The organism is Bacillus sp. NPDC093026, assembly GCF_044754665.1.
GTDB classification, from domain to species: domain Bacteria; phylum Bacillota; class Bacilli; order Bacillales; family Bacillaceae; genus Bacillus; species Bacillus maqinnsis.
Window position 1 is genome coordinate 858,209 of sequence record NZ_JBIVPN010000001.1, and the last position, 24,989, is coordinate 883,197.

24 protein-coding genes and 1 pseudogene are annotated in these 24,989 nt (G+C 38.8%); 13 read left to right on the forward strand and 12 right to left on the reverse strand.

Annotation, left to right across the window (positions count from 1 at the left end; translation table 11 throughout):
• The first annotated feature begins 2 nt into the window (after positions 1-2).
• Together ACIQCE_RS04395 and ACIQCE_RS04400 are read left to right on the forward strand one after the other, a co-directional pair.
• The gene (locus ACIQCE_RS04395; protein WP_353856248.1) at positions 3-206 is read left to right on the forward strand and encodes an alpha/beta-type small acid-soluble spore protein; all 204 of its coding nucleotides are present in this window, start codon (positions 3-5) and stop codon (positions 204-206) included.
• A 282-nt stretch (positions 207-488) separates the two neighbouring features.
• The gene (locus tag ACIQCE_RS04400) at positions 489-1,106 is read left to right on the forward strand and encodes an NAD(P)-dependent oxidoreductase (protein WP_353856249.1); all 618 of its coding nucleotides are present in this window, start codon (positions 489-491) and stop codon (positions 1,104-1,106) included.
• 229 nt (positions 1,107-1,335) lie between these two features.
• Here the strand turns inward: ACIQCE_RS04400 and ACIQCE_RS04405 are convergent, their stop codons facing one another.
• Together ACIQCE_RS04405 and ACIQCE_RS04410 are read right to left on the reverse strand one after the other, a co-directional pair.
• A complete protein-coding gene (locus ACIQCE_RS04405) occupies positions 1,336-3,351 on the reverse strand; it encodes an ABC transporter ATP-binding protein (protein WP_400493746.1) in 2,016 nt (671 codons plus the stop codon).
• Positions 3,348-5,105, reverse strand: coding sequence for an ABC transporter ATP-binding protein (locus ACIQCE_RS04410; protein ID WP_400493747.1), 1,758 nt, complete (start codon positions 5,103-5,105; stop codon positions 3,348-3,350). Before ACIQCE_RS04410 ends, ACIQCE_RS04405 begins: the two co-directional genes overlap by 4 nt.
• Positions 5,106-5,666: 561 nt before the next feature.
• Between ACIQCE_RS04410 and ACIQCE_RS04415 the strand changes: the two genes are divergently transcribed.
• On the forward strand, positions 5,667-6,170 hold the full coding sequence (locus ACIQCE_RS04415) for a universal stress protein (protein WP_400493748.1): 504 nt from the start codon (positions 5,667-5,669) through the stop codon (positions 6,168-6,170).
• Between the two features lie 41 nt (positions 6,171-6,211).
• Here ACIQCE_RS04415 and dat read toward each other — a convergent pair whose 3' ends face one another.
• A complete protein-coding gene (gene dat / locus ACIQCE_RS04420) occupies positions 6,212-7,069 on the reverse strand; it encodes a D-amino-acid transaminase (RefSeq protein ID WP_400493749.1) in 858 nt (285 codons plus the stop codon).
• Positions 7,070-7,365: 296 nt separating this feature from the next.
• Here dat and ACIQCE_RS04425 point away from each other — a divergent pair, with 296 nt between their 5' ends.
• Positions 7,366-8,220 (forward strand): polysaccharide deacetylase family protein, encoded by an 855-nt coding sequence (locus tag ACIQCE_RS04425; RefSeq protein ID WP_400493750.1) that lies wholly within the window; start codon positions 7,366-7,368, stop codon positions 8,218-8,220.
• A 55-nt stretch (positions 8,221-8,275) separates the two neighbouring features.
• On the opposite strand, the gene ACIQCE_RS04430 is transcribed toward ACIQCE_RS04425, so the two are convergent.
• From ACIQCE_RS04430 to ACIQCE_RS04440, 3 genes are all read right to left on the reverse strand, one after another.
• Complete coding sequence (locus tag ACIQCE_RS04430; RefSeq protein WP_400493845.1) at positions 8,276-9,007, reverse strand: NAD-dependent protein deacylase; 732 nt, start codon at positions 9,005-9,007, stop codon at positions 8,276-8,278.
• A gap of 30 nt (positions 9,008-9,037) precedes the next feature.
• Entirely contained in the window at positions 9,038-10,126 is a 1,089-nt protein-coding gene (locus ACIQCE_RS04435) for a mechanosensitive ion channel family protein (RefSeq protein WP_400493751.1), read from the reverse strand.
• A 160-nt stretch (positions 10,127-10,286) separates the two neighbouring features.
• Positions 10,287-10,388, reverse strand: coding sequence for a YhdX family protein (locus ACIQCE_RS04440; RefSeq protein WP_264009245.1), 102 nt, complete (start codon positions 10,386-10,388; stop codon positions 10,287-10,289).
• Positions 10,389-10,695: 307 nt separating this feature from the next.
• Between ACIQCE_RS04440 and ACIQCE_RS04445 the strand changes: the two genes are divergently transcribed.
• From ACIQCE_RS04445 to crcB (ACIQCE_RS04455), 3 genes are read left to right on the forward strand one after another with little or no spacing between them, the layout of a single operon-like run.
• Positions 10,696-11,415, forward strand: coding sequence for a glycerophosphodiester phosphodiesterase (locus tag ACIQCE_RS04445; RefSeq protein WP_400493752.1), 720 nt, complete (start codon positions 10,696-10,698; stop codon positions 11,413-11,415).
• 1 nt (position 11,416) lies between these two features.
• On the forward strand, positions 11,417-11,815 hold the full coding sequence (gene crcB / locus ACIQCE_RS04450; protein ID WP_400493753.1) for a fluoride efflux transporter CrcB: 399 nt from the start codon (positions 11,417-11,419) through the stop codon (positions 11,813-11,815).
• A complete protein-coding gene (gene crcB / locus ACIQCE_RS04455) occupies positions 11,816-12,181 on the forward strand; it encodes a fluoride efflux transporter CrcB (protein WP_400493754.1) in 366 nt (121 codons plus the stop codon).
• Here crcB (ACIQCE_RS04455) and ACIQCE_RS04460 read toward each other — a convergent pair.
• Both ACIQCE_RS04460 and ACIQCE_RS04465 read right to left on the reverse strand, forming a co-directional pair.
• Positions 12,178-12,570, reverse strand: a complete 393-nt coding sequence (locus tag ACIQCE_RS04460; protein ID WP_400493755.1) for a transcriptional regulator — start codon at positions 12,568-12,570, stop codon at positions 12,178-12,180. The genes crcB (ACIQCE_RS04455) and ACIQCE_RS04460 overlap by 4 nt on opposite strands.
• Before the next feature lie 87 nt (positions 12,571-12,657).
• Positions 12,658-14,040: a hemolysin family protein gene (locus ACIQCE_RS04465; RefSeq protein WP_400493756.1), complete on the reverse strand. Its 1,383-nt coding sequence runs from the start codon at positions 14,038-14,040 to the stop codon at positions 12,658-12,660.
• Between the two features lie 305 nt (positions 14,041-14,345).
• Between ACIQCE_RS04465 and ACIQCE_RS04470 the strand changes: the two are divergent.
• Both ACIQCE_RS04470 and ACIQCE_RS04475 read left to right on the forward strand, forming a co-directional pair.
• Positions 14,346-14,818: pseudogene (locus ACIQCE_RS04470) on the forward strand (MerR family transcriptional regulator).
• A gap of 60 nt (positions 14,819-14,878) precedes the next feature.
• Complete coding sequence (locus tag ACIQCE_RS04475) at positions 14,879-16,210, forward strand: hemolysin family protein (protein WP_353856262.1); 1,332 nt, start codon at positions 14,879-14,881, stop codon at positions 16,208-16,210.
• A gap of 37 nt (positions 16,211-16,247) precedes the next feature.
• On the opposite strand, the gene ACIQCE_RS04480 is transcribed toward ACIQCE_RS04475, so the two are convergent.
• Positions 16,248-16,850 carry a lysophospholipid acyltransferase family protein gene (locus ACIQCE_RS04480; RefSeq protein ID WP_400493757.1) on the reverse strand — a complete coding sequence of 201 codons (603 nt, stop codon included), beginning with the start codon at positions 16,848-16,850 and terminating at the stop codon, positions 16,248-16,250.
• A 395-nt stretch (positions 16,851-17,245) separates the two neighbouring features.
• Here ACIQCE_RS04480 and ACIQCE_RS04485 point away from each other — a divergent pair, with 395 nt between their 5' ends.
• Genes ACIQCE_RS04485 through ACIQCE_RS04495 form a run of 3 tightly spaced genes read left to right on the forward strand, consistent with a single transcriptional unit; the run spans position 17,246 to position 19,066 of the window.
• Positions 17,246-17,737, forward strand: coding sequence for a sigma-70 family RNA polymerase sigma factor (locus tag ACIQCE_RS04485; RefSeq protein ID WP_400493758.1), 492 nt, complete (start codon positions 17,246-17,248; stop codon positions 17,735-17,737).
• Positions 17,730-18,788, forward strand: coding sequence for an anti-sigma factor (locus ACIQCE_RS04490; protein ID WP_400493759.1), 1,059 nt, complete (start codon positions 17,730-17,732; stop codon positions 18,786-18,788). The genes ACIQCE_RS04485 and ACIQCE_RS04490 overlap by 8 nt, the downstream gene beginning before the upstream one ends.
• Positions 18,776-19,066, forward strand: a complete 291-nt coding sequence (locus ACIQCE_RS04495; RefSeq protein ID WP_353856265.1) for an anti-sigma factor — start codon at positions 18,776-18,778, stop codon at positions 19,064-19,066. The genes ACIQCE_RS04490 and ACIQCE_RS04495 overlap by 13 nt, the downstream gene beginning before the upstream one ends.
• Positions 19,067-19,130: 64 nt before the next feature.
• Here the strand turns inward: ACIQCE_RS04495 and bcaP are convergent, their stop codons facing one another.
• Together bcaP and ACIQCE_RS04505 are read right to left on the reverse strand one after the other, a co-directional pair.
• Complete coding sequence (gene bcaP, locus ACIQCE_RS04500) at positions 19,131-20,531, reverse strand: branched-chain amino acid transporter BcaP (protein ID WP_400493760.1); 1,401 nt, start codon at positions 20,529-20,531, stop codon at positions 19,131-19,133.
• 451 nt (positions 20,532-20,982) lie between these two features.
• Positions 20,983-21,789 carry a C40 family peptidase gene (locus tag ACIQCE_RS04505; RefSeq protein ID WP_400493761.1) on the reverse strand — a complete coding sequence of 269 codons (807 nt, stop codon included), beginning with the start codon at positions 21,787-21,789 and terminating at the stop codon, positions 20,983-20,985.
• A 336-nt stretch (positions 21,790-22,125) separates the two neighbouring features.
• Here ACIQCE_RS04505 and ACIQCE_RS04510 point away from each other — a divergent pair, with 336 nt between their 5' ends.
• Complete coding sequence (locus ACIQCE_RS04510) at positions 22,126-23,490, forward strand: alkaline phosphatase (protein ID WP_400493762.1); 1,365 nt, start codon at positions 22,126-22,128, stop codon at positions 23,488-23,490.
• A 56-nt stretch (positions 23,491-23,546) separates the two neighbouring features.
• On the opposite strand, the gene ACIQCE_RS04515 is transcribed toward ACIQCE_RS04510, so the two are convergent.
• Entirely contained in the window at positions 23,547-24,971 is a 1,425-nt protein-coding gene (locus tag ACIQCE_RS04515) for a SpoVR family protein (RefSeq protein ID WP_400493763.1), read from the reverse strand.
• Between the last annotated feature and the right edge of the window lie 18 nt (positions 24,972-24,989).

Sequence of the window (24,989 nt, forward strand, 5' to 3'; positions counted from 1 at the left end):
TCATGGCAAATTCTAATAGTTCAAATCAATTACTCGTTCCAGGAGCAGAGCAAGCAATCGATCAAATGAAATACGAAATCGCTTCTGAGTTTGGTGTAAACCTTGGACCAGAAACAACAGCTCGTGCTAACGGTTCAGTAGGTGGAGAAATCACAAAACGTCTTGTATCTTACGCTCAGCAACATCTTGGCGGAACAAAAGCTTAATTTCATATGTGGCGAATAGAAGGCACTTTTATGGTGTCTTCTTTTTTTGTTTTCATCCGCACCAATCTCCTTTCTGCTCATATCATGTATTAGAAAGGAGCAAATCTACATGGACATTATTTCTGGTGTTAATTTTGAACTATTACAATTTGTTGGCATTTCTTTATTATGTGAATATGCTCATAGTATTCGGTCCTTTCATCTTTACAAAAAAAGCATGATATAAAATGATACCATTTTGGGTCTTTTTCACTTATAGTATGTAGTGGAGGGATCGAACAGATGAAAATAGCTCTTTTCGGTGCTCATGGACGTGTAGGACAAGCATTTCTTCGTTTCGTTCACGTAGATGACCGTTACATGGTTCGTTCATTGATTCGAACGAATCGGGAAGGAATGCTTGCGGGTATGTTTCAAGTCACCGGCAATTCAAGAAATCAAGAGGATGTGCTTGCAACGATCAAGGGAGCAGATATCGTTGTGAGCTGTCTGTCAACAGATGGAGATGATACCTTATCTGTTTCAATGAAACATATCGTACAAGCCATGCAGCAAACAGGTACATCAAGGATTATCTCGATTGGTACTGCGGGTATCCTAAAGGCAAGGCAACAGCCGGAGCTGTATCGCTTTGAAACAAATGAATCGAAGCGGACAACTACTCGAGCAGCAAAAGAGCATGCCAAAGCATTTGAAATCCTTCAATCGACTGATCTAGATTGGACCATTATTTGTCCAACCTATTTACCAGATGGAAAGGTGACAAGATCATATCGCTATGAGAAAGACTTTCTCCCGATAGATGGAAAGAGAATTTCAGTTGAAGATACCGCACATTTTTTGTATCAGCAATTAAATTCAAAGGAATTTGTGCATCATCGAGTTGGCATCGCTTACTAATCATTTAACAAGTGCAAACCGTATAGGACAAGTTAAAAAGCCGAGGTGTCAGGAAAAAGCCTCAGCTTTTTTTGTGTTGTATCGGATGATCTTAAGCGGCACCGAAAGCTTCTCAACATGCACCACATGTTCATAAAGGGTCAGGAAATGATTTTTCACATAGAAAAAGCCCCTTTCGATTGAAAGAGACTCGTTCCGTTATGATCACTTTTTCTAGTGACTTTTCTCTTTAACTGCTAGCGACAGTACCCTTTTGCAGTTCGTACATTTGGGCATACAGCCCACCTTCTTTCATTAGTTGCTCATGGTTGCCGCGCTCCACAATTTCACCCTTTTCTAAAACCAAGATCATATCGGCTTTTTTAATTGTGGATAATCGGTGGGCAATCACTAAGGTCGTACGCCCTTTTTTTACTACATCAAGCGCTCTCTGAATAATGGCTTCTGTTTCTGTATCAATGTTGGCGGTTGCTTCATCTAAAATTAAGATCGCTGGATCATACGCTAGTGCACGGGCAAATGAGATTAACTGACGTTCACCAGAGGAGAGAGTACTTCCCTTTTCGAATACAGGTTCATCAAAGCCTTGAGGCAAGTGCTTTAATAACTCTGTTGCACCTACTTGCTGAAGAGAAGATTCGATCGTTTCTCTGCTGATTTCTTCATTCCCTAAACTTACATTAGAAGCAATGGTTCCAGAAAATAAATATGGATCTTGCAGGACGATGCCCATTTGTTTACGCAAGGTTTGACGAGACTTATGATAAATGCTTTCCCCGTCAATGAGAATGTCTCCTTTTTGAATATCATAAAAACGCAGCAACAAATTCATAATCGAGCTTTTCCCAGAACCTGTATGTCCTACTAGAGCAACAGTTTGCCCCTTTTTCGCTTCAAAGGTGATGTTCTTTAGCACGTTTTCCCCCTCATGATAAGCGAAGGTAACATCTTGAAAAGCAACGTGTCCTTCCATTTTCTGCTGAACGGGCTCCTCCACTTTTGTTCCTGGCTCATCTAATAGTTGAAAGACTCTTTCAGATGAAACCCTTGCTAATTCTAGTCTTGAAAATTGATTCACAATACCTGTAATCGGCTGGAACAATCGGTTCAAGTAATCCACAAATGCGTAGAGTACCCCAATGGATACAATGCCTGTCGCACTTAATGAGGCGCCTCCGAAGTACCAAATGAGCGCCGCATAGGCAACATTACGAAGCAGGTTGACTAAGTTGTGTGAAAGTAGCGAATTTAAATGCAGCATTTTCCGCTGATAATTAAAGTGGTCGTTATTTAGTGCATCAAATTCTTCCTTCGTCGCTTTTTCATGGCGAAACGCTTGAATGATCGTCATTCCTTGAATGGCTTCATTTAGCTTGGCGTTGATCTCACTGATGATTGAACGTATCCGGTGGTTGTACACTGATGCAAATTTTCGGTAAGTCATTGACCATAAAAAGATAATCGGCACTGCCAGCAAACAAATGAGTGCTAGCTTGACATTCAATAAAAACATTGCGATATAAATTCCGATCATGTAGATGGCACTTGTCACGAAATTCGCCAATACCGTCACATATAAATCTCGAATGGTTTCCGTGTCATTGGTAATTCTTGCAACAACCTTTCCAGCTGGTAAATTATCAAAATAGCGAATCGGCAGTGTTTGAATATGTTCAAATACATCTATCCTCATTTTTTGAATGATGCGATTTGCTATACGCTGGAGTAAATAATGCTGTCCATACTGAAAGAAAATAGCGATCGTCAGCAGCCCTAAATAGAACAGAACAAGCTTTACTAAACCGCTTATTTCTGGCTGATAAAAAGCAAAAATCTCAGCCTTTGATAAGCGTTCTACTTGATAGGTTTTGCGCTGTTTCCCATTTTCAATGGTCAGCTCATTTCCAGATAGAGTGCGTTTTCCATCAAAACGAATTGGCTCATCAACAAAATAGTAACCGAATCCGACTTGAACCACATTGATTTTCTTTCCTGTTTCGTTTCCACTTATTAATCGGTCATGCCGTATATACTCTTTTCCCCGATAATTCACCGTTTCTTCTGTTTTTTCATTCACTTGAATATACGGTTTTTCAACACCTAGAATATGATCATCAATCATTTTCTTCCCAATAAATGGTCCTGTCAACTCGGCGCCCACAGCGATAATGAGAAAGATCAAGGCAACGGACAACATCTTTTTATATTGGAGTGCATAGGCAAGGAGTCTTCTTCCTGTTGTCATGCCTCATCCCCTCCTTCCAACTGGTTTGTCAGTTGCTGACGCAGAAATTGTTCTTTGTACCATCCATCTTGCTGAATGAGTTCTTGATGCGTTCCCTGCTGAACGATGCGTCCTTGCTCCATCACAAGAATGATATCCGCGTGCTCAACGGCTGATAGACGGTGTGTCGTAATAAACGTCGTTTTCCCATGACGATTTTGTCTTAAATTTTTTAAGATGGCTGTTTCTGTTTTCGCATCTACTGCAGATAACGAGTCATCTAAAATCAAAATCTCTGGGTCAATTAAAAGGGCACGTGCAATCGAAATTCGCTGCTTTTGTCCACCTGACAGTGCGACGCCTTTTTCCCCAACCATTGTCTTTAAACCTTTTGGCAGTAGGCGCACATCTTTTTCAAAGTAGGCGTCTTTGATCGTCTGCGCTAATTCATTCTTTCCAGCTTCCCTATGGCCAAATCTTATATTATCTTCTACACTTTTTGAAAAAAGAATATGGTCTTGCGGAACATATCCAATCCATTGATACAATTGATCTAATTCAATCTCTTGTATAGGGACACCAGAAAGTAATATTTGTCCATCACCTAAAGGATATTGGCGCAGGAGCTGTTTGACGATTGTTGTTTTCCCGCTTCCTGTTTTTCCTGTAATCCCGATTGTTTGCCCTTTTCGAACAGTGAAGGATACATCGACTAAATTATCTTTAGAAGAGGCGGGATATCTGAATGTAACATGGTCAAATTGAATATCTCCAGGCTCTTGTAAAGCCTTTGGCTCATCTAAGTCTGTCACGTCTGGCTTGTAGCTAAGCGTATGGTTCAACCGATCTAACGATGCATTTCCTCTTTGCATGATGTTAATCAACTCACCAATAGCAAACATTGGCCAAATCATCATCCCAAGGTATACGTTAAATGCCACAAGTTGACCAAGTGTTAAATGACTTTGAAACACGAGATATGCCCCGTAACCAATCCCAATCAAGTAACTGATTCCAACAAGCAATTTTACTGTCGGCTCAAATAATGAATCAATGATCGCGACACGCATATTCTTGTGAAACACATCATCTGTCATTTGACGAAAGCGTTCGACATCTTGCTTTTCTTGTACAAATGACCGAATGACGCGTACACCTGCTACTGACTCAAGCACACGATCGTTCATATCGCCAAATGCATCCTGAGCAACCGTGAACCGTTCATGAATTTTCTTGCCATAAAAAGTAACCAACATCGCCATTAGCGGCATTGGGATCATGACCATAAAGGTTAATTTCCAACTAATAGTAAGACCCATTGTAAAAAAGATTGTGAGCATATAAGCCGTGGAATCAACCAATGTCAGCACACCAAAACCCGTCGTTAACGCAATGGCATTTAAATCATTTGTACCTAAAGCCATTAAATTGCCTGTTTTTTTCTTTTCATAAAACGTAGGTGTCATCTTCAGCAAATGACGCATCAGCTTTCCGCGCAGCACACGCTCCATGACATTTGCGCCACCAAATAACTGATACATCCAAACATATGTAAGCGTATAGACCACAACACCAAGGAAACAAAAGACCGTCACGTAAAACACAATACTAGATGAAGTAAATTGACCAGAACGAATGTCGTCAACCGCCTGCCCTAGATATTTAGGCGGCAGCATTTCAATTACGTTCACAATGAGCAGTAACGTAATGGCGATTGTGTATCGCCTCCACTCTTGTTTAAAGAACCAGCCTAATTTCACAAATACTGAAAACATGTTTGTCTCTCCCTTTTAAAGCTAACCGCTTTCTACATTTTCCCGGCTATCACCCTGTTTATTTTTCCTAACGTTTGTCATTTTTCTTGCTTTTGGCATATTCACATGCTTTCACTCCTCTTTTATTGAATCGTTGATTACATTCCATTATTTCGATAAACGAAATGTATTCAACAAAAAAAGAGGCAACCAGCTAAACTGGTACGCCTCTTTCATACATGAGAAAAAGGCGCATGTTGACAAATACGCAACATACGCCTTGATATCATACGATCAATTAGAAAAAAACTGTTCTTTTTCAATGACCAATGAAGGTGCGACTGTCACGTGAATCAACCCATTTATGCATTTTGGTTTCATTCTGGCAATGTTGCACATGACATTTCCTCCTTTTGGCTCTTGAATCTTTTTTTATCTTATAGTGACTGTCACTATTTTGTCAATAAATATTTTTCAATAAATGAAATTTTCTAACAAAAAGACTTGTGCCTTCATGTGTATCTTTTCCTCATAACGGGTATACCATGATTGTATTGACTCCTTTTGAAAGGAATGAGGAAATTGTTTCAAGCTGATCGGATGGTCGTTGCGTTTGATGGACATGAAGACAGTAAGAAAGCATTAAAAAAGGCAATCGCTCTAGCCAAAACTTTGCATGCCAAGCTGACAGTCGCTTATGCACATGATAGAAAATCAAACAGACAAGTGTTTGATGCCCCTCGTCCAATAACTGGCGGCGCATATATCGGCGGCGGAATGGCAGATCTTCAAATACCTCCAGTGTATGTGCCTCATGATGAACAGCAAAATCCCATATTTGAAGATCATACAGAAGAGGTAGTCACTGAAGCGAAAATGATCCTAAATGAAGAACAATTTGAAGCAGCCATTGAAATTGTCGAGGGAGAACCAGCAGATGCGATTATCGAATATGCTGAAACAATATCAGCGGACCTCATTGTGATGGGAGCACGTGACCAAAGCAGATTGAAAAAAATGCTGTTTGGCAGTGTCAGTGAAAAGCTTTCATCAAAATCAGATATCCCTGTGCTTATTGTGAAATAAATAAGAAAAGGCTGTAAGCGAATGTTTACAGCCTTTTTCATTTATGAGGAAATGGATGCTTCACTTTCATGCTTGATTTTTTGTTGAAAACCTTCCTGTATACGCTTCGTTATATCTCCAGGAACACCTTTTCCTACTGGCTTTCCTTCTAATTCAGTAATCGGAACCACTTCAGCAGTAGTTGAACTGATGAAGATTTCTTGTGCACAGAGTAGCTCTTCTTTGCTGATACGTGTTTCTTCCACGCTACAACCTTGTTCAGCACATACCTCTAACAGCTTCCTGCGGGTAATCCCATTCAATATTAAATTGTTTGCTGGGTGTGTACGAACGACTCCATCAATGACTGCATATACATTCGAGGAGGTTCCTTCTGTCACAAAACCGTCCCTGACTAAAATCGCTTCAAACGCCCCCGCCTCAGAAGCCTTTTGTTTTTCCATGACATTATATAAGAGATTCAAACTTTTAATATCACACCTTAACCAGCGAAGATCCTCTGATAACAATGCCTTTGCACCGGCTATTTGCTCTTGAACAGGCTTTTTCACCTGAAACGTGTAAGCCGTAATTTGAGGGATGAGAGAATCAGTGTATTGATGTTTACGAGGAGCTACTCCTCTTGTGACTTGAATATACACGCCGCCATCTGTTAATTGGTTGGCAACAACTAGCTGCTTTAATTTTTCTTCCATATCCGATACCGTACCTTTCAGATAGATGCCGATTTCTTTCGCACTATTGAAAAGACGCTCCGTGTGCTCTTTTAACGTGAACAAAGTACCATTGTAAACACGGATGACCTCATAGACACCGTCACCAAATTGATAACCTCTGTCCTCAATATCAACACGTGCATCCTTTTTTTCAATCAAATCTCCATTGTACAATACTTTCATATGGATTCTCTCCTTCGCTTTGCTTTAATGGTTGATTCTGATGCTATCTTAGCGGATAAATGTAAACGATTCAATGATGATTCAGAATTATTTCATATCTTAATCATGGATAACCTTTTATTTTAACAAATATAGATTCATAACCAAAAAGATTCCAATTTTTTAGCATCTTCTATATTCATAGGCTCTATTTTCCTGTATACTTACACAATATGAGCACGACAAAATACAATGAAAAAAGACAAAATCCAAGACATGATTCGACACAAACTTTTTGATTTATTGGAGCGATTGTAATGCAATGGGTTACAAAAAAACAGACACCTTCAAATGTAATGCTTCTCTCAAAGGCGATTGGTTTAGTGATTCTCACACTTATTCTTTTTTTTATATGGGATATGTCTAAAACCAATATGCAAGCAGCAGATCAAAAAGCTGAAATGTCTGCTAGCAGTGAATTCCGAGACACCAGCATTAGTCTGAAAGCAAAAGATGATTCAGCCAAAACATTAGATGCACATTTTAAGATCAATCCAAACAAACATGTAACGGACAAAACGATTTTTTTCACATTTGATGACGGTCCTTCTGCTACGTCAAACCAGCTATTAGATGTGTTAAAGGCATATGAAGTCAAAGCGACATTTTTTATGCTTGGGCGGCAAATCAAAGAGCACCCATTAGCTGTGAAAAGAATGCATCAAGAGGGACATCAATTAGGGCTCCATGGCATCACACATGATGTAAAACGCTTCTATCAGTATAGCGATTCTCCCGTAAATGAAATGAAAGAAGATCAACGCATTTTAGCATCTGTCACAGGAGAATATACACACCTTGTGAGAACACCTTATGGCAGTGTCCCGAATTTAACAGATCAGCAAAAAACACGTCTTAAAGAAAAAGGCTTTATTTACTGGGATTGGACAATTGATAGCCTTGACTGGAAATATAAAAGCTCAAAATATGTTCCAGAGGTATTGAACCAACTACATGTGCTTGAAACAAAAAACCAAAAGGAACCTAAAATTATTTTAATGCATGATCAGCCAGCTACTGCTAAATATCTAGGCAGCCTTATCACTCAGCTTAAAGCGAAGGGTTATACATTTGAAGTACTTGATGAAACAATGAGTCCACTACATCAATAAATAATTGGAACGAACCATAACAAGCCCGCACCTTTGTAGGATGCGGGCTTGTTCTTTATAGAGATTCTACGAGATCACCAATCCGTTCGTGAAAAACTAGATCAAATAACGGATCATATTCTGTTTCACTCAAGTTTACCATCACCTTAAAGATGGAAGGAAATCGGGCAGCATCTTCCGGAATATATCGGGCAGGAGCCACTTCTAGGGACGTTCCAATGACCAACAGCACCTCTGTTTCCCGGAGTGACCGTTCCACTTGGTCAAAATGCTGCACCCTGTCTCCAAAAAGAACTACATCTGGTTTCAGCACACGACCACATGGTTTGCCACTCGAGGAATTCTTTTGACAAACCGGCACTTCTTCTTTTAGTAAAAAGGGGAGATCATATTGCGTCTGACATGAAGGACAAGTCGCTGTTTGAATCGAACCATGCAGTTCATAGACATGCTCGCTTCCCGCCTTTTTATGCAGGCCGTCGATATTTTGAGTGAAAATATCCACGTGCTTTCCTTGCTTCTCAAGGTTGGCTAAAAAAGCATGCCCTCTATTTGGCTCGTAATCTCCACTCATTTTCATCTGAAACAATTCCTTGAATTTTGGCCAAAATTGATGGGGATGTGATAAAAAATAGGATCGGCTCATCGCCTCCATCCGAGATGTGTCTTCTGTCCATAATCCACCTGTTGACCGGAAATCTGGGATACCTGACTCAGTGCTCATCCCAGCACCTGAAAGTACCGTGATATGTTCAGCTTGTGCCAATCTTTCTCTTAGCGCTGCCACTTTTATTTGATCCACACCACTTCCCCCCTTTTATTCACTAGTCTGCTTTTCACCCTTTTGTTTCATGTAAATGGTTTGACCTGGGAAGGCAAATTCTACGCCTTCTTGATGGAAAATATCAATAATGCGAAAGTTAATGTCTTGTTTAATATTCAGGTTCTCTGACCAAACAGTTGTGTTTGTATAAAAGTTGAAAAATAAATTCAAATAGCTGTCTGCCAAAAGATCGAGGTTCACCATAATGGTTTCCTTATGAACACCATCATGCTCTTGCAACATTTCTTTTAGACGCTTGATGCATTTATCAATATTTTCCTTCGGTGTATTGTAGGAAACATGAACCGAGAATGTAATCTGACGCTTATTCATTCTTGTCCAGTTTGTAATTGGCTCTTTTGAAAGTGTGGAATTCGGAACCGTCACAACCGCTTCGGCAGGTGTTCTAAACTTTGTGCTCCTAAATGAAATGTCCTCTACAGTACCTAACACACTCGGTGTCTCCACAAAATCACCCATTGTAAATGGCTTTTCTGTAATAATCACAACTCCTCCGAAGAAGTTCGCCACCGTGTCCTGCGCGGCTAGCGCAAATGCTAGACCGCCTAGACCAAGCCCTGCCACAAGACCATTCACATCATAGTTAAATTCTTGTGCAATGATACTAATACTCAGTGCAATAATAATGAAGCGAAGCACTTTTGATAAAAATGGTGCTAGAATATCATCCATTTCTAATTCAAACTTCGATTTGACCCTTTGAAATAAGAAGGAAGAAGAAGCGGTTAAATGACAAAGCCCCCACGTCAACATCAATATAATTGAAGACCTATACAGCTTAATAATCACATCCATATGGTGCTCAAAGTATGGCGCCTGTCTTAAAGCGAAATATAAACCTAATACCACAAAAAACATTCTGGCAGGCTTTTCGAACGCCACTACAATTTGATTAAAGACTTCTGTTTTAGACTTATTTGTCAATTTAAAAATAATATGAAACAAATAATTCGTAAACACCTTTCGAAGCAATAAAAAAAGCAATAAAATACAAAGACTAATCCCAATTTGGATTGCAATATCCAATGTAAAATACGTATCCATAAATTTTTGTGTAAACATGTCTGTCTCTCCTTTAAAGCAATCCTCTCTATTATAATATAATCTTCGTTTAAATCCCCTCTTAAATGTCTGACCTCTATGCAAAAAACCTCGGGACAACTCCCGAGGCATAATAATTAGTTATGAAATTTTCGCTAGAGACATATCGACGGGCAACAAACTACTTTTTCTTCTGAGTCTGATCAAGGAGAGTCGCTTTAAACATTTCAGCATCCGTTTCGGCCTTAATACGTTCTTCCACTCTAATTCTCCCTTTACCCAATCATCTCGCCTCCTTTTCACCATTATAAAAACATCAGAATTTTCAGTCAATATGACGAAAGCACTAATAATTTGAGGAACGCTGACGATTTGGACAAAATTGATCGAAGAAAAATTGATGTCATTCAGATGTACTCAATAAAAGCATGACTTATGCCTGAAATTTTCTCATGATGATGACATGAATTGAAGTCACACACTCCTTGAATATCACATACTGCTTTCTCCCCCTACATAGAGTAAATAAGGAAAATCTAGAAAGCATCTGATATGATAAGACCAGAACTTATTGCAGGGAGCTGGAGCATGTGTATATTATTGCGCATAGAGGATCATCAAGCGATGCCCCAGAAAATACGATAGCCGCTTTCGATTTAGCAGTTCAGCAGGGTGCAGATTATCTTGAGTTAGACGTTCAGTTTACAATGGATCAGCAGGTCGTTGTGATACATGATGATACAGTTGATCGAACGACAGATGGCAGCGGACCAGTCATGGGGTATACACTTGATGAGCTAAAAAAACTAGATGCCGGAAGCTGGTTTCATCAAAGATATGCCAATGAACGAGTGCCAACCTTACAAGAAATTCTTGAAAGATATAGTCAACGTGTCGGCATATTAATCGAGTTAAAGCATCCAAAACGACAGATTGGCATTGAAAAGGCAGTTAGCAATATCATTAATCGGTTCTCATATTCACGTCATATCATGGTGCAATCTTTTAATGACACTGCGCTTCAACGAATCAAAGCTTACTACCCTGCTCTTCAAACAGCTTTTATTATTAAGCCATCAGTTGGAAAACTGATGAAAAGAAAATTAGCGGTGTACAGCACCTTCGCTGATTGCCTAAATATGAAGAAAACCATGATGAATCGTTTTTGGATAGACCGCATCCACTCAAGTGGGATGGGTGTATTTATATGGACAATAAAAGATCAAAAAACAGCCAATCGTATAAAAAAATACCCAATTGAAGGAGTGGTTACTGATCATCCACTTTTTTTCAAAAGGAGGAATGATTGAAATGAAAGCTTATCTCGCCGTTTTTATTGGTGGATTCATCGGTACACTATGCAGATATGAGCTAAGTCAAACTGTCCTCAGTCAAACCTTTCCCTATGCTACACTGATTGAAAATGTCTTAGGCAGTCTGTTTCTTGGCCTTGCTACAGGATCCTTTATGTTTCAGCAGAAAAAAAGGTTCGTTTACCCTTTGATCGGGACAGGGTTTTGCGGTGGCTTTACAACGATGTCCACATTCTCTAAAGAAACTGTGTTCCTTCTGCAGGCTGGGCAATTTACTTCAAGTATGATGTATATATTACTCTCAGTTTTTGCCGGAGTTGCTGCTGCTTTAACCGGACTCATCATAGCGCAGCGGCTATTTCATCAAAGGAAACAACAGACGAAAGGAAACAGATAAATGATTATTTTTTATACAGCCATAGCTGGAGGGATTGGCAGTGCGCTTCGTTTTTTGATGAGCAAGTATTTTCAGCAAGCAGACACACATGCTCGTTTCCCGTATAGTATCATTCTCATTAATTTATTAGGCGCAGCCGGTTTAGGTTTACTTACAGGTGTGATCGTATCCAATCATCCACTCCTTGTGATCATTGGAACTGGCTTTTTTGGCGGTTTTACTACTTTCTCCACTTTTAGTGTAGAAGCCGCTACCCTGCTGTTGCAACGCCAAATAGGCAAACTGACCGTCTATTTACTTGTGACAATTTTAGGCTCTTTATTCCTTTTTGCCGTCTTGTATCAAATGGGACAAGCGCTTTTTTAAATGTTGGTGATGGCAGCTAAGCTGATGAGTAGTTGGTCCATCAGTTGCCGCTTCAATAAAAATAGCGTTTTTTCACTATAACCGATTTCAAGAGCACATTTTGCCATGCGCCAATCACGAAAATACTTATAATCAATGAGTTGCTGTTCTATTTCATCCAATTCTTTTAAAGCTGTTTCAATACATGCAACAATCAATTCATACTGGCTTTTCTGGTCCTCAAGCTTTTTCCACGTCAATTGATCTTGATGCAGCGGGCTTCTTTTTTCAAGCTGCCTTTCAATATTTAAGATCGCAGCCTGATAATTTTTGAAGTTCTTTAAATGAAACTCAATTCGTTTCATTGAGTTTTTTTTCTCCGTTATACTAGCTGTTTCATACCAAAGCATGTCCATCCCCCTAACGAACGTTTGTTCCTATTATATGCGAACGTACATTCTATAAAAAGAGGCTAAATACCTAAAAAAACCTTGAGCTTATTTTTCGCTCAAGGTCATTTCGTTTACTAACAGTGGCTCATTTATATCAAACCCAGTCAGTGAGGTTCCTTCCTCTAATGAAGTGATACCTTTTTTCAGGTCGATCTTTTTTATATATCGACCGTCCATTTCTAGAACCTTTATACAGATGTCATCAATATACATTGATTGCCCTTCCTCGATATCAATATTTTCCTTTAAGATTAAGCCACCAATTGTATCAATTTCATCATCATCATAGGCAAGGTCGATGAAATCTTGAATTTGACTCAATCTCACTTTGCCATCTAATACGTAATGATGATCTGCTTTTTTTTGAATGACTGGCTGCTCATCTTGGTCAAATTCATCTCGAATGTCGCCAACAATCTCTTCTAAAATATCTTCTGTCGTGACAAGTCCTGACGTTCCGCCATATTCATCTGTTAAGATCGCCATATGCATTCTATCGCGCTGCATCTTAACGAGAAGCTCCTGAATCGGAATGGTGTCAATGACTTCAATCACTGGATAAATGTAATCTTTGATCTTGATTTGATCTTTTTTTTCTTGATATACAATATCTGAAAAGAGCTGCTTTTTATTGAGCATGCCAATGACATGGTCTTTATCCCCTGAATACACAGGAAAGCGTGTATACTTTTCCTTTGTCATGATGGCCAGTATTTCATCCAATGGCATATCTTCTGGAATGGCACATATTTCTTTTCTCGGAATCATAATCTCTCTAGCTATTCGATTATCAAAATCAAAAATTTTGTTCATGTAATTATATTCTGATGGATTGATTTCTCCATTTTTTAAGCTCTCAGACAATAAAATTTTCAATTCCTCTTCCGAATGGGAATGTTCTTTTTCAGAACCCATATCAATTCCCATCATTTTGGTTAATAAACGTGCTGAACCATTTAACACATAAATGACAGGAAACATGAGGATATAAAAAGCATGTAGTGGACCTGCCATCCAAAGCGCCATTTTTTCTGCCTTTTGAATGGCGAGCGTTTTTGGCGCAAGCTCACCGACGACCACATGCAAAAAGGTAATAATTGAGAACGCAAGTGTTGCTGAGATCAGGCTGATTGCTGAATCAGGAATGTTTGTCAAACCGAAACTGCGTACGAAAAGTTCTTTCACTGCCGGCTTACCAATCCACCCTAAACCAAGTGATGTCACCGTAATTCCAAGCTGGCAGGCTGACAAATATTCATCTAGCCTTGATGTCACCTTTTTCGCCATGATGGCCTTTTTAGACCCTTCTGCAACAAGCTGATTAATTCTTGAACTTCTCACCTTTACAATGGCAAATTCAGATGCAACAAAGAAAGCGGTTAAAGCAATCAAAACACCGACTATACTCAGATTAACAATATCGTCCATTTAACCTTGCTCTTTGTCGAAAGAACAAGGAGTCACCTCCTGGTTAATGATGTTGTCTTTTGTAAAGCGGTTAACTGATTAAATAAGACTAAACTGAGGGTCCCACCTAACCACCTCCGATTTACGTAAAATCCATCACTCTACATATATATGAAACGGTATTCATTTTATCTTATCATAAATAATCTGAAAATTCATGTAAGGTCATTTTATTTTTGGCATGACAATCAAAAACGAAAGGAAATCCCCTCTGTTTCTTTATATTGACAGGGAAAATAAACAATTAACTTGTATTTCAGCCTCGAATTATATTAAACTATTTTCATAAACTATAACGTGACGGTTAGGAGGAGATGTTCAGATGGGGCTGAGAAAAAGTATCGTATTGGTGAACTAGCACAGATTGCACAGGTAACGAAAAGAACAGTGGACTACTATACAAATCTAGGACTGCTGGCGCCTGTTAGATCTTGCTCGAATTATCGTTATTACGATGAACATGCTTTAAAACGATTACAATTAATCGTTTTTTGCAAACAGCAGAGATTGGCTCTTTCTGACATCAAATCCAGATTAGATGAACAATTCCCTTCCCAAAAAGAAGAACAAGATGAACTTGTCCATTTAACCTCTGATATTGATCGGATGAATGAGCATATGGACCGCATTTTGGCACGTTGTAAGCAGCTTCAACCAGAACAACGTGAAAAAATTAAAAGAGCAGCTTACTCCTGAAAAAATGACGGCTGTCCAATCATTTTTACTGCTGTTAAGTTAAAATCTTTTACTAAACAGGAGGTGTTACCTTCGTTCTCAACAGTCAGAACGAAGGCCTTAATTGGACATAGTTAATTTACTCATAGTTGCTTTACTCATAGCTTTGACTGCATTTTTCGTGGCGTCAGAGTTTGCGATCATTCGCTTAAGAAGCTCAAGAATTGATCAATTAATAGCAGAAGGTAATAAAACAGCAGTTGCTGTTAAGCACGTAACGACTCATCTTGATGAGTATTTATCTGCCTGTCAGCTTGGGATTACCATTACCGCACTTGGTATTGGTTGGTTAGGGGAAGAAACCATTGCGCATATGCTTGCACCACTATTTGCAGAACTGTCGATTCCTCAATCAGCTAGTCACATCATCACTTTTATTATTGCGTTTAGTATCATGACGTTTTTACACGTTGTGGTTGGAGAGCTTGCGCCAAAAACGCTTGCCATTCAAAAGGCTGAGCAAGTATCTCTGCTTTTTGCTAGACCACTGATGATATTTTACAAAGTGATGTTCCCGTTCATTTGGGTTTTAAATGGATCTGCTCGTTTATTAACAAAAGCGTTTGGTCTTCAGCAAGTATCTGAGCATGATATGGCACACTCTGAAGAAGAATTGCGGATTATTTTATCAGAAAGCTATAAAAGCGGCGAAATTAACCAGTCTGAATTCAAATATGTCAATAAAATTTTCGAATTTGATGACCGGTTGGCGAAAGAAATTATGATTCCTCGTACCGAGGTCGTCAGCTTCCCCCATGACATTACCATTGAGGAAATGCTGAAAGTCACCAAGGTAGAGAAATATACACGTTATCCAATTGAAGATGGAGACAAAGACAATATTATCGGTGTAGTAAATATTAAAGAGGTTCTCACAGCCTGCATTAGTGGAGAGTGTTCAACAAGTGATACGATCGAAAAGTTTGTGAATCCGATTATTCATGTGATTGAAACGGTTCCCGTTCATGATTTATTGCTCAAAATGCAGCGTGAACGTGTACACATGGCCATCTTATCAGATGAATACGGCGGAACAGCAGGACTTGTCACCGTTGAAGATATCTTAGAAGAAATTGTCGGAGAAATCCGTGATGAATTCGACATAGACGAAATCAACGAAGTTCGTAAACTTGGCGAAGACCACTACATCTTAGATGGGAAAGTCCTTGTGGATCAAGTCAACCTGCTCTTAGGTATTTCACTTGATAATGAAGAAGTTGACACGATCGGCGGCTGGTTCCTCACGCAGAAATATGAAGTGGAGAAAAATGACTCCATTCGTGAACAAGGCTATGAATTTATTATTAATGAAGTCGATGGGCATCACGTAGCATACATTGAAGTGAAGAAATTAAATGAACAACTATTAGAAGCAGCCGAAGAAGGCGCTTCATAAGAAAAAACGACCCTTGCCTAAGCAAGTGGTCGTTTTCTTATGCCATCTCTTTTAATTGTGCTTCTAGTTCTTTAATTTTTGTATTTAACACTTCGGTCATAGCACCTAATCTTTCTTTTGGAGGCAGATGCTCGAATTCAGTAAGCTCGATCGGCTCCCCAATGATTAAACGCATTTTCCCCTTCTTGAAAAGGGTTTTCGCATTAGATGGGCCTTTGTAGGCTGCTGGCACAATCGGAGCTTTTCCCAATTGTGCAATAGTGACAGCCCCTCTTTTTAAAGGGACATCTCCTGTTGTTCGTGTTCCACTTGGAAAAATTCCCACGATCTTTCCTTCTTTTAATAATTTAATAGGCGTTTTAATACTGCTCGGTCCAGGATTTTCTCGATCAACTGGGAAAGCATGAATCCTTTTTAAGAATCCACCAATCCATTTATTTGCAAACAATTCTTTTTTCGCCATGTAGTGGATCTCAAACGGGAGAATTCCTACCCCTAATGCAAGAACATCCACAAAACCCTCATGCGTACAAGCAATGACAAAACCTCGATCCGTTGGCAGGTTCTCTTTTTGGTACACTTTTATTCCGCCTCGGAGAGCAAATAATGCTTTTAAGGTATATCCTGAAAATTTATACATACTGCACTTCCTTTGTCTGAAAAATGAAGGATTCGTTTCTATTATAACAAATTTTTTATTACCTGGTACTAAAAATTTAGACATGCTGTAAAAATGACTGTCACCGTCTTTAAACATACCATTTATTCGCTTTGTCTTGCTGTTCTTTCGAATTTTTAGATTTGAAATGTAGGAGAGAGTTGAATAGGATTTTTGTCCAATTCTGTCGTTTTTCGAGTTTTTTTCCTGATTTGTTCTATTGAAAATGCTTTATAAATGAAACGAATTTCGCTATGATAAGAAGAAATGATTTTGATTTGGTGAAAGAGAATAAAGAGTGATGTACGGCCTATTAGAAGTTTCGTGCAACTTTATGCCTTTCTTATGCGTGTATAACATAGAGGGGAGAAAAATCAGTGACGATCGATGAAATTTATCAAATGTATATGAACGATGTTTACAGGTTTCTGCTCTCCATGACAAAAGACAAACATTTGGCAGAAGACTTATTGCAAGAAACCTTTATGCGTGCTTATATACATATTCATTCCTACGACCATAGCAAAGTGAAGCCTTGGTTATTTCAGGTAGCACGAAATGCTTTTATTGATTATGTCAGGAAACATAAAAAAGAAGTGACCATATCGGATGATCTGATTGGTGGTCTTTTACAAACATCTGTACAAAGTCCTGCTGAACAGATTGAAATAAAAGAAGTGCTCACCATGTATTTAGAGCAGCTTCCAGATAACTACAGGGAAGCGTTGACACTGTATTATTTAAAAGAACTGAACTACAAGGAAGCATCCAAGGTCATGAATATTACTGAAGCAAATTTTAAAAGTGTTTTATTTCGTGCAAGGCAGCGCCTAAAAGCACTTTACAATAGAGGTGTTAATGATGAATGAAGAGTTTAACAAGCGATGGGAACAATATAATAATGGCGAAATGAATGAGGAAGAAATGATGGCGTTTGAAGAAGAGCTTGAAGAAAATGAAAAGCGTTTAAGTCAAGAACTACACGACTCAGATTGGACGGACTTTTCGATCAGTCCTGAAAAGCAAAGAGCCATTTTACAGTATGGAAAAAGAAAATCTTATTTACGCATTTCAGTACTTGCCGTAATCTCTACCCTCATTATTTTGCCGCTCTGTACACTTGGAAGTTATCTATATTACGGGGTTGGCGGAGCAGAAAGCAAAGGCAATCATTTTATGGAAACGGCCGCAATAACTGTTGCACTGACAAAACCAAACGTAGCGATTGATATGAAGGATTTAAAAGGACAAGTCAAACTGTTCGGCATGAACACAGAGCTAAAGCTTCAAAAACAAATTGGCAACAAAACAGAAGCTATTGGCAGCGAGCAAATTGAAATGTTTTTTGATAAAATAAAGCAGCCAACAGTCTCTTTTTATGGCGACAATGCCAAAAATACAGAACAGTTCTTTAGCCATCCTTCTATTCAAGCAGATGCATCTAAAAAACAAACACTGACAACATTAGACAAACTGCCAGAAGGAACAGTGAGTGAAGTATATGTATCGTATGACAGAGCCTATACACCAAAGGACGTCTATTCATTTGCTAAGAAATACGATATAAAAGTGCTATGGAACGCCATTAAAACAGAGGATTCATTAAGTGGTAATCAGCGTCCGATCGGTTTTCCTGGCAAAGACTCAGAGTTTTTAAAAGAACTTCAGCACACATCAAAAACAGAAGTAGATCAATTTAAAGATGCGCTTGCCTATGTCAATCAACACCCAACATGGGTGAAAGCCATCTCCGGCAGACCTGAACTCGATCTATCTAATCGGATACGCTATATCAATCAAAATGGCGTCGCCATTTATGGCTCTGTCATCACAGGACCTTCTAAAGAAATCGAGAAGCTCTTGAAAAATAAACGAATTAAAACGGCAAAAGTAAGCGAGGTGGAATTATGGAATTGGTAAGAATTTTTAAAGAGCATAATGTGTTTGGCTGGATCTCTGTCGGCACTGCTATTTTATCTTTGCTTATGTTGAACCTCGCCATTATAAGCAACGTGACATTTTATTCTTTTCAAATGCTGCCCTTTGCAATGGCCGCAGTTCCCTTTGGCATTATTGAACTGATCATTAAAAAAGGGCGTACTGGTCCAGGTTTCCTAGGCGTTGTCTTGAATATTTTTGTCATCGTCTGTGTCTATGCGATTGTTTCCATCGATGTAGATCTTCAATTAGGTTTTTAAACCATATAAGCCAGTGCCACTTGACTTTACCAAGTGAGACACTGGCTTTTTATGTGTGTGACGATTATTTTTTGTTTAATTCTGAATTTTTTCTTGAATATGAAAAATATACAACTAACCCAATGGCAAGCCACACTAAGAAACGAACAAATGTAATAGTACCAAGCTTATAGATGAGCAATCCACATGAGAGAATGGCCAATATTGGGATCAGTGGAACTGCTGGACACTTAAATGCCCTTGGGACATCAGGCTGTGTTTTTCTCATCACGATCACTGCCACTGAAATAAGAATGAAGGCTGAGAGTGTACCGATATTGACAAGACTTGCAAGTTCATCAAGTGGAATGAGCCCTCCCATTAATGCAGACAATGTACCGAAAAAGAGTGTGTTGATATAAGGTGTTTTATACTTTGGATGGACTTTCGAAAGTGTTTTTGGCACAAGACCATCACGAGACATCGCAAACATGACACGCGTTTGACCGTACAGCATGACAAGCATCACCGTTGTCATCCCTAAAATCGCACCTACATCAACTATTCCAGCCACCCAGTTTTGCCCCGCTACTTGTAACACTAGAGACACAGGATGTGACACTCCATCAAAGTTCATGAAGGGTACAATTCCCGTCATGATTGCACTTACAACGACATACAGAATCGTACAGACCAATAAAGAAGTAATGATGCCCCTTGGCAGATTGCGTGAAGGATTCTTCGTCTCTTCTGCAGCAGATGCAACAGCATCAAATCCAATAAAAGCAAAGAACACGAGTGCTGCTGCACTTAATACACCTGATGTACCGAACGGAACAAATGGTGTCCAGTTTTCTGGCTTTACATATTTCACTGCCACTATAATAAAGAGCAGAATCACAGCAATTTTCATAATCACCATGACGTTGTTGACACGCTTTGATTCTTTAATACCGATGTACAGCAAGAAGGTGATAATCATTAAAATAATAAATGCAGGAAGATTAAAATATGTCACTTGCCCCTTTAAACCACCTGGTGCTGCTGTTAATTCAACCGGTATATGAATGCCTATGCCATTCAAAAATGAAACAAAGTAGCCAGACCAACCTGCAGAAACAGCACTTGCGGCCAGCATGTATTCTAAAACTAAATCCCATCCTATGATAAATGCTAAAAATTCTCCCATCGATGCATAAGTGAATGTGTACACAGACCCTGAAACGGGAACAGTCGATGCGAATTCCGCATAAGACAGTGCTGCAAACAAACAAGCAAGACCTGCGATTATAAATGATAGAACGAGTCCTGGTCCAGCTGTGACAGCTCCCGTACCTGTAAGAACAAATATCCCTGTTCCTATAATGGCACCAATCCCTAGCATGGTTAGGTCAAATGACCCTAGTTCCTTCTTTAAGGCTTTCTCTCCTTGTGTTGCCGCAATGAGCTCTGAAATACTCTTTTTTCTAAACAATGAATTGCTCATCATATCACTCCCAAAACTTAATATCAGTCTAAAGACGCCATGCACATAATTTGCGATATTTTCTGAATATTTAGATTAAATTTAGCGCAATAAATTGTTGGCGTAAAATTATTATATATGAAAATTAAAAAATAAAAACACTTTTTTAAAAAATAGATTAAAAAATTAACATATAACAGCGAAATATCTGTAAAAATATGGATTTAATTCTTCTCAATATCTAGTCAACACACAACGTGTTCCTCTCGATTTATGATAAAAAACAAAAATTATCTTTTTTAATATAATTATAAGCCAACGGCAATTAACCGTTTCTTCTTCTAAACATGTTGATATTGATGATAGGCAAAAGCCTTTAGACTGATATTGAAAATATGAAATATGTCTGATGATCTTACACAAATTATATATTAGAAAAGAGACTGCACATCGGCAGTCTCTTTTGAGATGATTAGTTTACAAATGTTTTAGCCCCGAGGTAAATTGGCTTCCAGTAGCTTGATGTCATATCGCTAATGGTAACCCCGTCAGACGATGCATGAATAAATTTGTTGCTTCCAATGTATACACCCATATGAGATGGACCAGACTTATACGTTGTAAAGAAGACAAAATCCCCAACTTTTGGCTTAGAGACACTTTTCATAGAGCGCCAAAAACCTTCTGTTGTTTGTCTTGGAATCTTTGTTTGTTTATTGATGATATACCACATAAACCCGCTGCAATCAAAGCCTTTCGGTGTCGTTCCACCCCATTTATATGGTGTACCGTTTTGTGCTTTGGCATCTGCTACGAGCTTAGAAGTATTTAATGAAGAGGCAGAGACTGTTTTTTCTTTGACAGGTGCTGACTTTACTTTAGACGTCTTTTTCACCTTTAACACTTGCCCAATTTTGATAAGATCGCTTTTAAGTTTATTTAATGATTTGAGTTCTTTCACCGTCATTCCGTACTTCTTGCCAATTTTAGATAACGTATCCCCTTTCACGACTTTATGGGTTGCCGCCGATGAAGAGGTTTTCACTTTCGTTGTTGTAGCAGTAGTCCCATTCACCTTTAATGTTTGTCCAACATAGATCACATCAGATTTTAGCTTATTGTCTGATTTAATTTTGCTCACAGTTGTTTTATATTTTTTCGCTAAAACGGAAAGAGAGTCACCTTTTTGAACCTTTACTGATTGTGCAGAAGCAGCTCCAGCAAATAATGTCGTTCCAAGTAGAACTGCACTTGCAGCTGTGATCAATTGTTTTTTCATCTGTTCCTCCTGTATGTATCTATCTAATCCGTATTTTTATCTGCTTTCTATTATAAGGAGCAAATACCAAAAGAAATAGTCTTGACTTCCTGCGACATTTTGCTTATTAATTCGACAAAAATCATTTTTTTTTAGGGTTCTTTATATTTCAATTTCATGACACAACCATGACAAAAAATCATGGATAAAGATACATTCATTTCTGTTTTTTGTCCATTCTATGTAAAGTGAGCCTTTTCAATTTTAAAGTGAACTTTACGGTGTTGTTAAAAAGAATTCACAATTCTGCTCTACCATGATCAATGTAAGAAAAATACATAAGAGGAGGCAAAATGAATGAGTGTGTTGAAAAGCTCAAATACGAAAATAGCCGCTGTAGTAGCGGCATCCGTTCTGTCGATTGGTATTTTTTCAGGAATTGAATTTGGACAGGCTGACAAAGCCGAGGCCAAAAAGAAACCTAAAAATGAAGTGCAAAATGTCATCGTACTCATTGGTGATGGCATGGGAACACCTTACCTTTCAACTTACCGCTCATTTAAACACAACGGAGACCTTTCTAAACAGACAGCGTTTGACCCTTACCTCACTGGCATGCAAAAAACATACCCTAATGACGCTAAAAGCAACATCACAGATTCAGCAGCTGCTGGTACAGCAATGGCCACTGGGAAAAAAACATACAATAATGCCATTAGCGTAAATCAGAATGGTAAGAAGCTTAAAACCGTTTTAGAAGAAGCAAAGCGTAAAGGGAAGTCCACTGGTCTTGTCGTGACATCTGAATTAACAAATGCCACGCCTGCAGCATATGCTGCACATGATGTGTCAAGAAAGAATACGGCGGCCATTGCCGATGATTTCTTTGATGAGAAAATCGGGAAACAACACAAAGTTGATGTCATGCTTGGCGGAGGACTTGTGGACTTTGTCCGAAAAGATCGTGACCTAACGAAGGAATTCCAAAAAGCAGGTTATCATTATGTAACAAATAAAACAGCACTCAACAAAAATAACAATCAAAAGGTATTAGGTATTTTTGCTGATGGCGGTCTGGATAAAGCGATTGATCGTGATCAAAATACCCCTTCCCTGCAAGAAATGACTTCCTCAGCGATTCAGCAACTCTCTAAAAACAAAAAAGGATTCTTCCTCATGGTAGAAGGCAGTCAAATTGACTGGGCGGGGCATGATCATGATATTGTCAGTGCCATGAGTGAAATGAAAGATTTTGAAAAAGCCTTTGAAGAAGCCATTCGTTTTGCTAAAAAGGATAAAAACACACTTGTGATCGCAACTGCGGACCATTCAACTGGCGGACTTTCCTTCGGTGCTGACGGGTCAGGAAGCTGGAATGTCAATCCCGTGAAAGCAGCGAAAAAAACGCCTGACTATATAGCAAACAAAATAGCAAATGGTATGGCTGTTGAATCAGCCCTCAAACAATATATCGACCTCGATTTCACTAAAGATGAAATCGCTTCTGTTGAAAAAGCGGCTGCAACAAAAGAAGCTGTCAACATTGATGATGCCATTGAAAAAGTGATCAACACTAGGTCACATACAGGCTGGACCACCTCAGGCCATACTGGGGACGAAGTACCATTCTTTGCATACGGACCATCAAGCCAGCAACTAAAAGGTATCATGGAAAACACAGATCAAGCCAAACATATCTTTCAATTGCTTAAAAACCAATAAATTTGTGTATCACAACAAAAAAGATGTCCCTCAAAAAGACATCTTTTTTGATCTATTTAAGCAAGATACTTCCTATGAACACCTTTTCCATCGTATGAAAACATGACTTCTTTGTCTTCAAGAACTGATTCGATATGAACACTTCTTCCCCAGAGCTGATACAAATAAGGAAGCACTTTTTCTAGATATTTTAGATCCAGCTCAATGCCTTCATACCAATGCTTAATATATAGTTCATTGTTTTTTAAATAGTCACCATCTATGACCGTCAAATAAGGAAATCCGCCATTTACTCTCATGCTTACGAGTTGATCACGAACTGCCTTCCATTCCTTATCAATGACTTTATAATCTCTCCCTTGTTTTTGAAACAAGTACAAGTCTTCTCTCATCACGAGGTCTTTTGTTAAATAGTTTCGGATAAAAGAAATATCCGACTCTATTTCACGCACTTCAAACATTTTGCTACGACCTGATCCTTCTGTCACACCAGCTCTTTTTAATTCCTCATTTGGATGATTATAGCGCTCCTCAATATCCTCAAATATTTTCAATCCTAAATAATATGGATTGATTCCTGTCTTAGATGGCTGCACCACCCCGGCATTTAATTTGGCAAACTCTATTGATTCGCTTGAATCAAGATCAAGTTCACGCATAATTCGCTGATGCCAATAAGATGCCCAGCCTTCATTCATAATCTTTGTTTCAAGCTGCGGCCAAAAGTAGAGCATTTCTTCTCTAAGCATGGTCAAAACGTCTCGCTGCCACGGCTCAAGCTCACGTGAATGCGCCTCAATAAATAACAAAAGATCTTTTTCTGGCTTTGGCGGGAACTGCTTCACTGGTTTCTTTTTCTCAATTGTCTTTCCTTCATCCATTCCCCACAGATCATCATACGGTGTTTTTTGTTTTAGCTTCTCCTCTTCTAGTTCCTCTTCATCTTCAATATTCCAGCTTAATTTAGGACGAACAAGAGAAGGATCAATATGCTCCTGTATGGCTAAGACCGCATCTAAAAAGGACTCTACCTCTTTTGTTCCATGATGAATCTCATACTCTTTGATTCGTTCTGCCGCCGCTGCCATACTTTCTACCATATCACGTTTTGTATTTTGGAATCGGCAATTATTTTTGAAAAAATCACAATGTGCCAATACATGAGCAACAATTAATTTATTTTGAACAAGCGAATTATTATCAAGTAGAAAGGCGTAGCAAGGATTTGAATTAATTACTAGCTCATAAATTTTGCTTAATCCTAAATCATAGTGGAGTTTCATTTTATAAAATTGCTTCCCAAAGCTCCAGTGACTAAAGCGTGTTGGCATACCGTATGCACCGAACGTATAAATAATTTCCGCGGGACAGATTTCATACCTCATTGGATAAAAATCTAGACCAAATCCTTCTGCAATTTCTGTAATTTCATCAATGGCTCTTTGTAAGAGACGTTTTTCAGATACGCTCAAGGATACCATCCCTCCTCATCGGACTTA

Excerpts from the sequence above, each read along its gene's own strand:
- ACIQCE_RS04395 (WP_353856248.1), top strand. The coding sequence starts at position 3 with ATGGCAAATTCTAATAGTTCAAATCAATTACTCGTTCCAGGAGCAGAG.
- ACIQCE_RS04400 (WP_353856249.1), top strand. The coding sequence starts at position 489 with ATGAAAATAGCTCTTTTCGGTGCTCATGGACGTGTAGGACAAGCATTT.
- ACIQCE_RS04405 (WP_400493746.1), bottom strand. The coding sequence starts at position 3,351 with ATGACAACAGGAAGAAGACTCCTTGCCTATGCACTCCAATATAAAAAG.
- ACIQCE_RS04410 (WP_400493747.1), bottom strand. The coding sequence starts at position 5,105 with ATGTTTTCAGTATTTGTGAAATTAGGCTGGTTCTTTAAACAAGAGTGG.
- dat (WP_400493749.1), bottom strand. The coding sequence starts at position 7,069 with ATGAAAGTATTGTACAATGGAGATTTGATTGAAAAAAAGGATGCACGT.
- ACIQCE_RS04425 (WP_400493750.1), top strand. The coding sequence starts at position 7,366 with ATGCAATGGGTTACAAAAAAACAGACACCTTCAAATGTAATGCTTCTC.
- ACIQCE_RS04435 (WP_400493751.1), bottom strand. The coding sequence starts at position 10,126 with ATGTTTACACAAAAATTTATGGATACGTATTTTACATTGGATATTGCA.
- crcB (WP_400493753.1), top strand. The coding sequence starts at position 11,417 with ATGAAAGCTTATCTCGCCGTTTTTATTGGTGGATTCATCGGTACACTA.
- crcB (WP_400493754.1), top strand. The coding sequence starts at position 11,816 with ATGATTATTTTTTATACAGCCATAGCTGGAGGGATTGGCAGTGCGCTT.
- ACIQCE_RS04460 (WP_400493755.1), bottom strand. The coding sequence starts at position 12,570 with ATGCTTTGGTATGAAACAGCTAGTATAACGGAGAAAAAAAACTCAATG.
- ACIQCE_RS04465 (WP_400493756.1), bottom strand. The coding sequence starts at position 14,040 with ATGGACGATATTGTTAATCTGAGTATAGTCGGTGTTTTGATTGCTTTA.
- ACIQCE_RS04480 (WP_400493757.1), bottom strand. The coding sequence starts at position 16,850 with ATGTATAAATTTTCAGGATATACCTTAAAAGCATTATTTGCTCTCCGA.
- ACIQCE_RS04490 (WP_400493759.1), top strand. The coding sequence starts at position 17,730 with ATGAATGAAGAGTTTAACAAGCGATGGGAACAATATAATAATGGCGAA.
- ACIQCE_RS04495 (WP_353856265.1), top strand. The coding sequence starts at position 18,776 with ATGGAATTGGTAAGAATTTTTAAAGAGCATAATGTGTTTGGCTGGATC.
- bcaP (WP_400493760.1), bottom strand. The coding sequence starts at position 20,531 with ATGAGCAATTCATTGTTTAGAAAAAAGAGTATTTCAGAGCTCATTGCG.
- ACIQCE_RS04505 (WP_400493761.1), bottom strand. The coding sequence starts at position 21,789 with ATGAAAAAACAATTGATCACAGCTGCAAGTGCAGTTCTACTTGGAACG.
- ACIQCE_RS04510 (WP_400493762.1), top strand. The coding sequence starts at position 22,126 with ATGAGTGTGTTGAAAAGCTCAAATACGAAAATAGCCGCTGTAGTAGCG.
- ACIQCE_RS04515 (WP_400493763.1), bottom strand. The coding sequence starts at position 24,971 with ATGGTATCCTTGAGCGTATCTGAAAAACGTCTCTTACAAAGAGCCATT.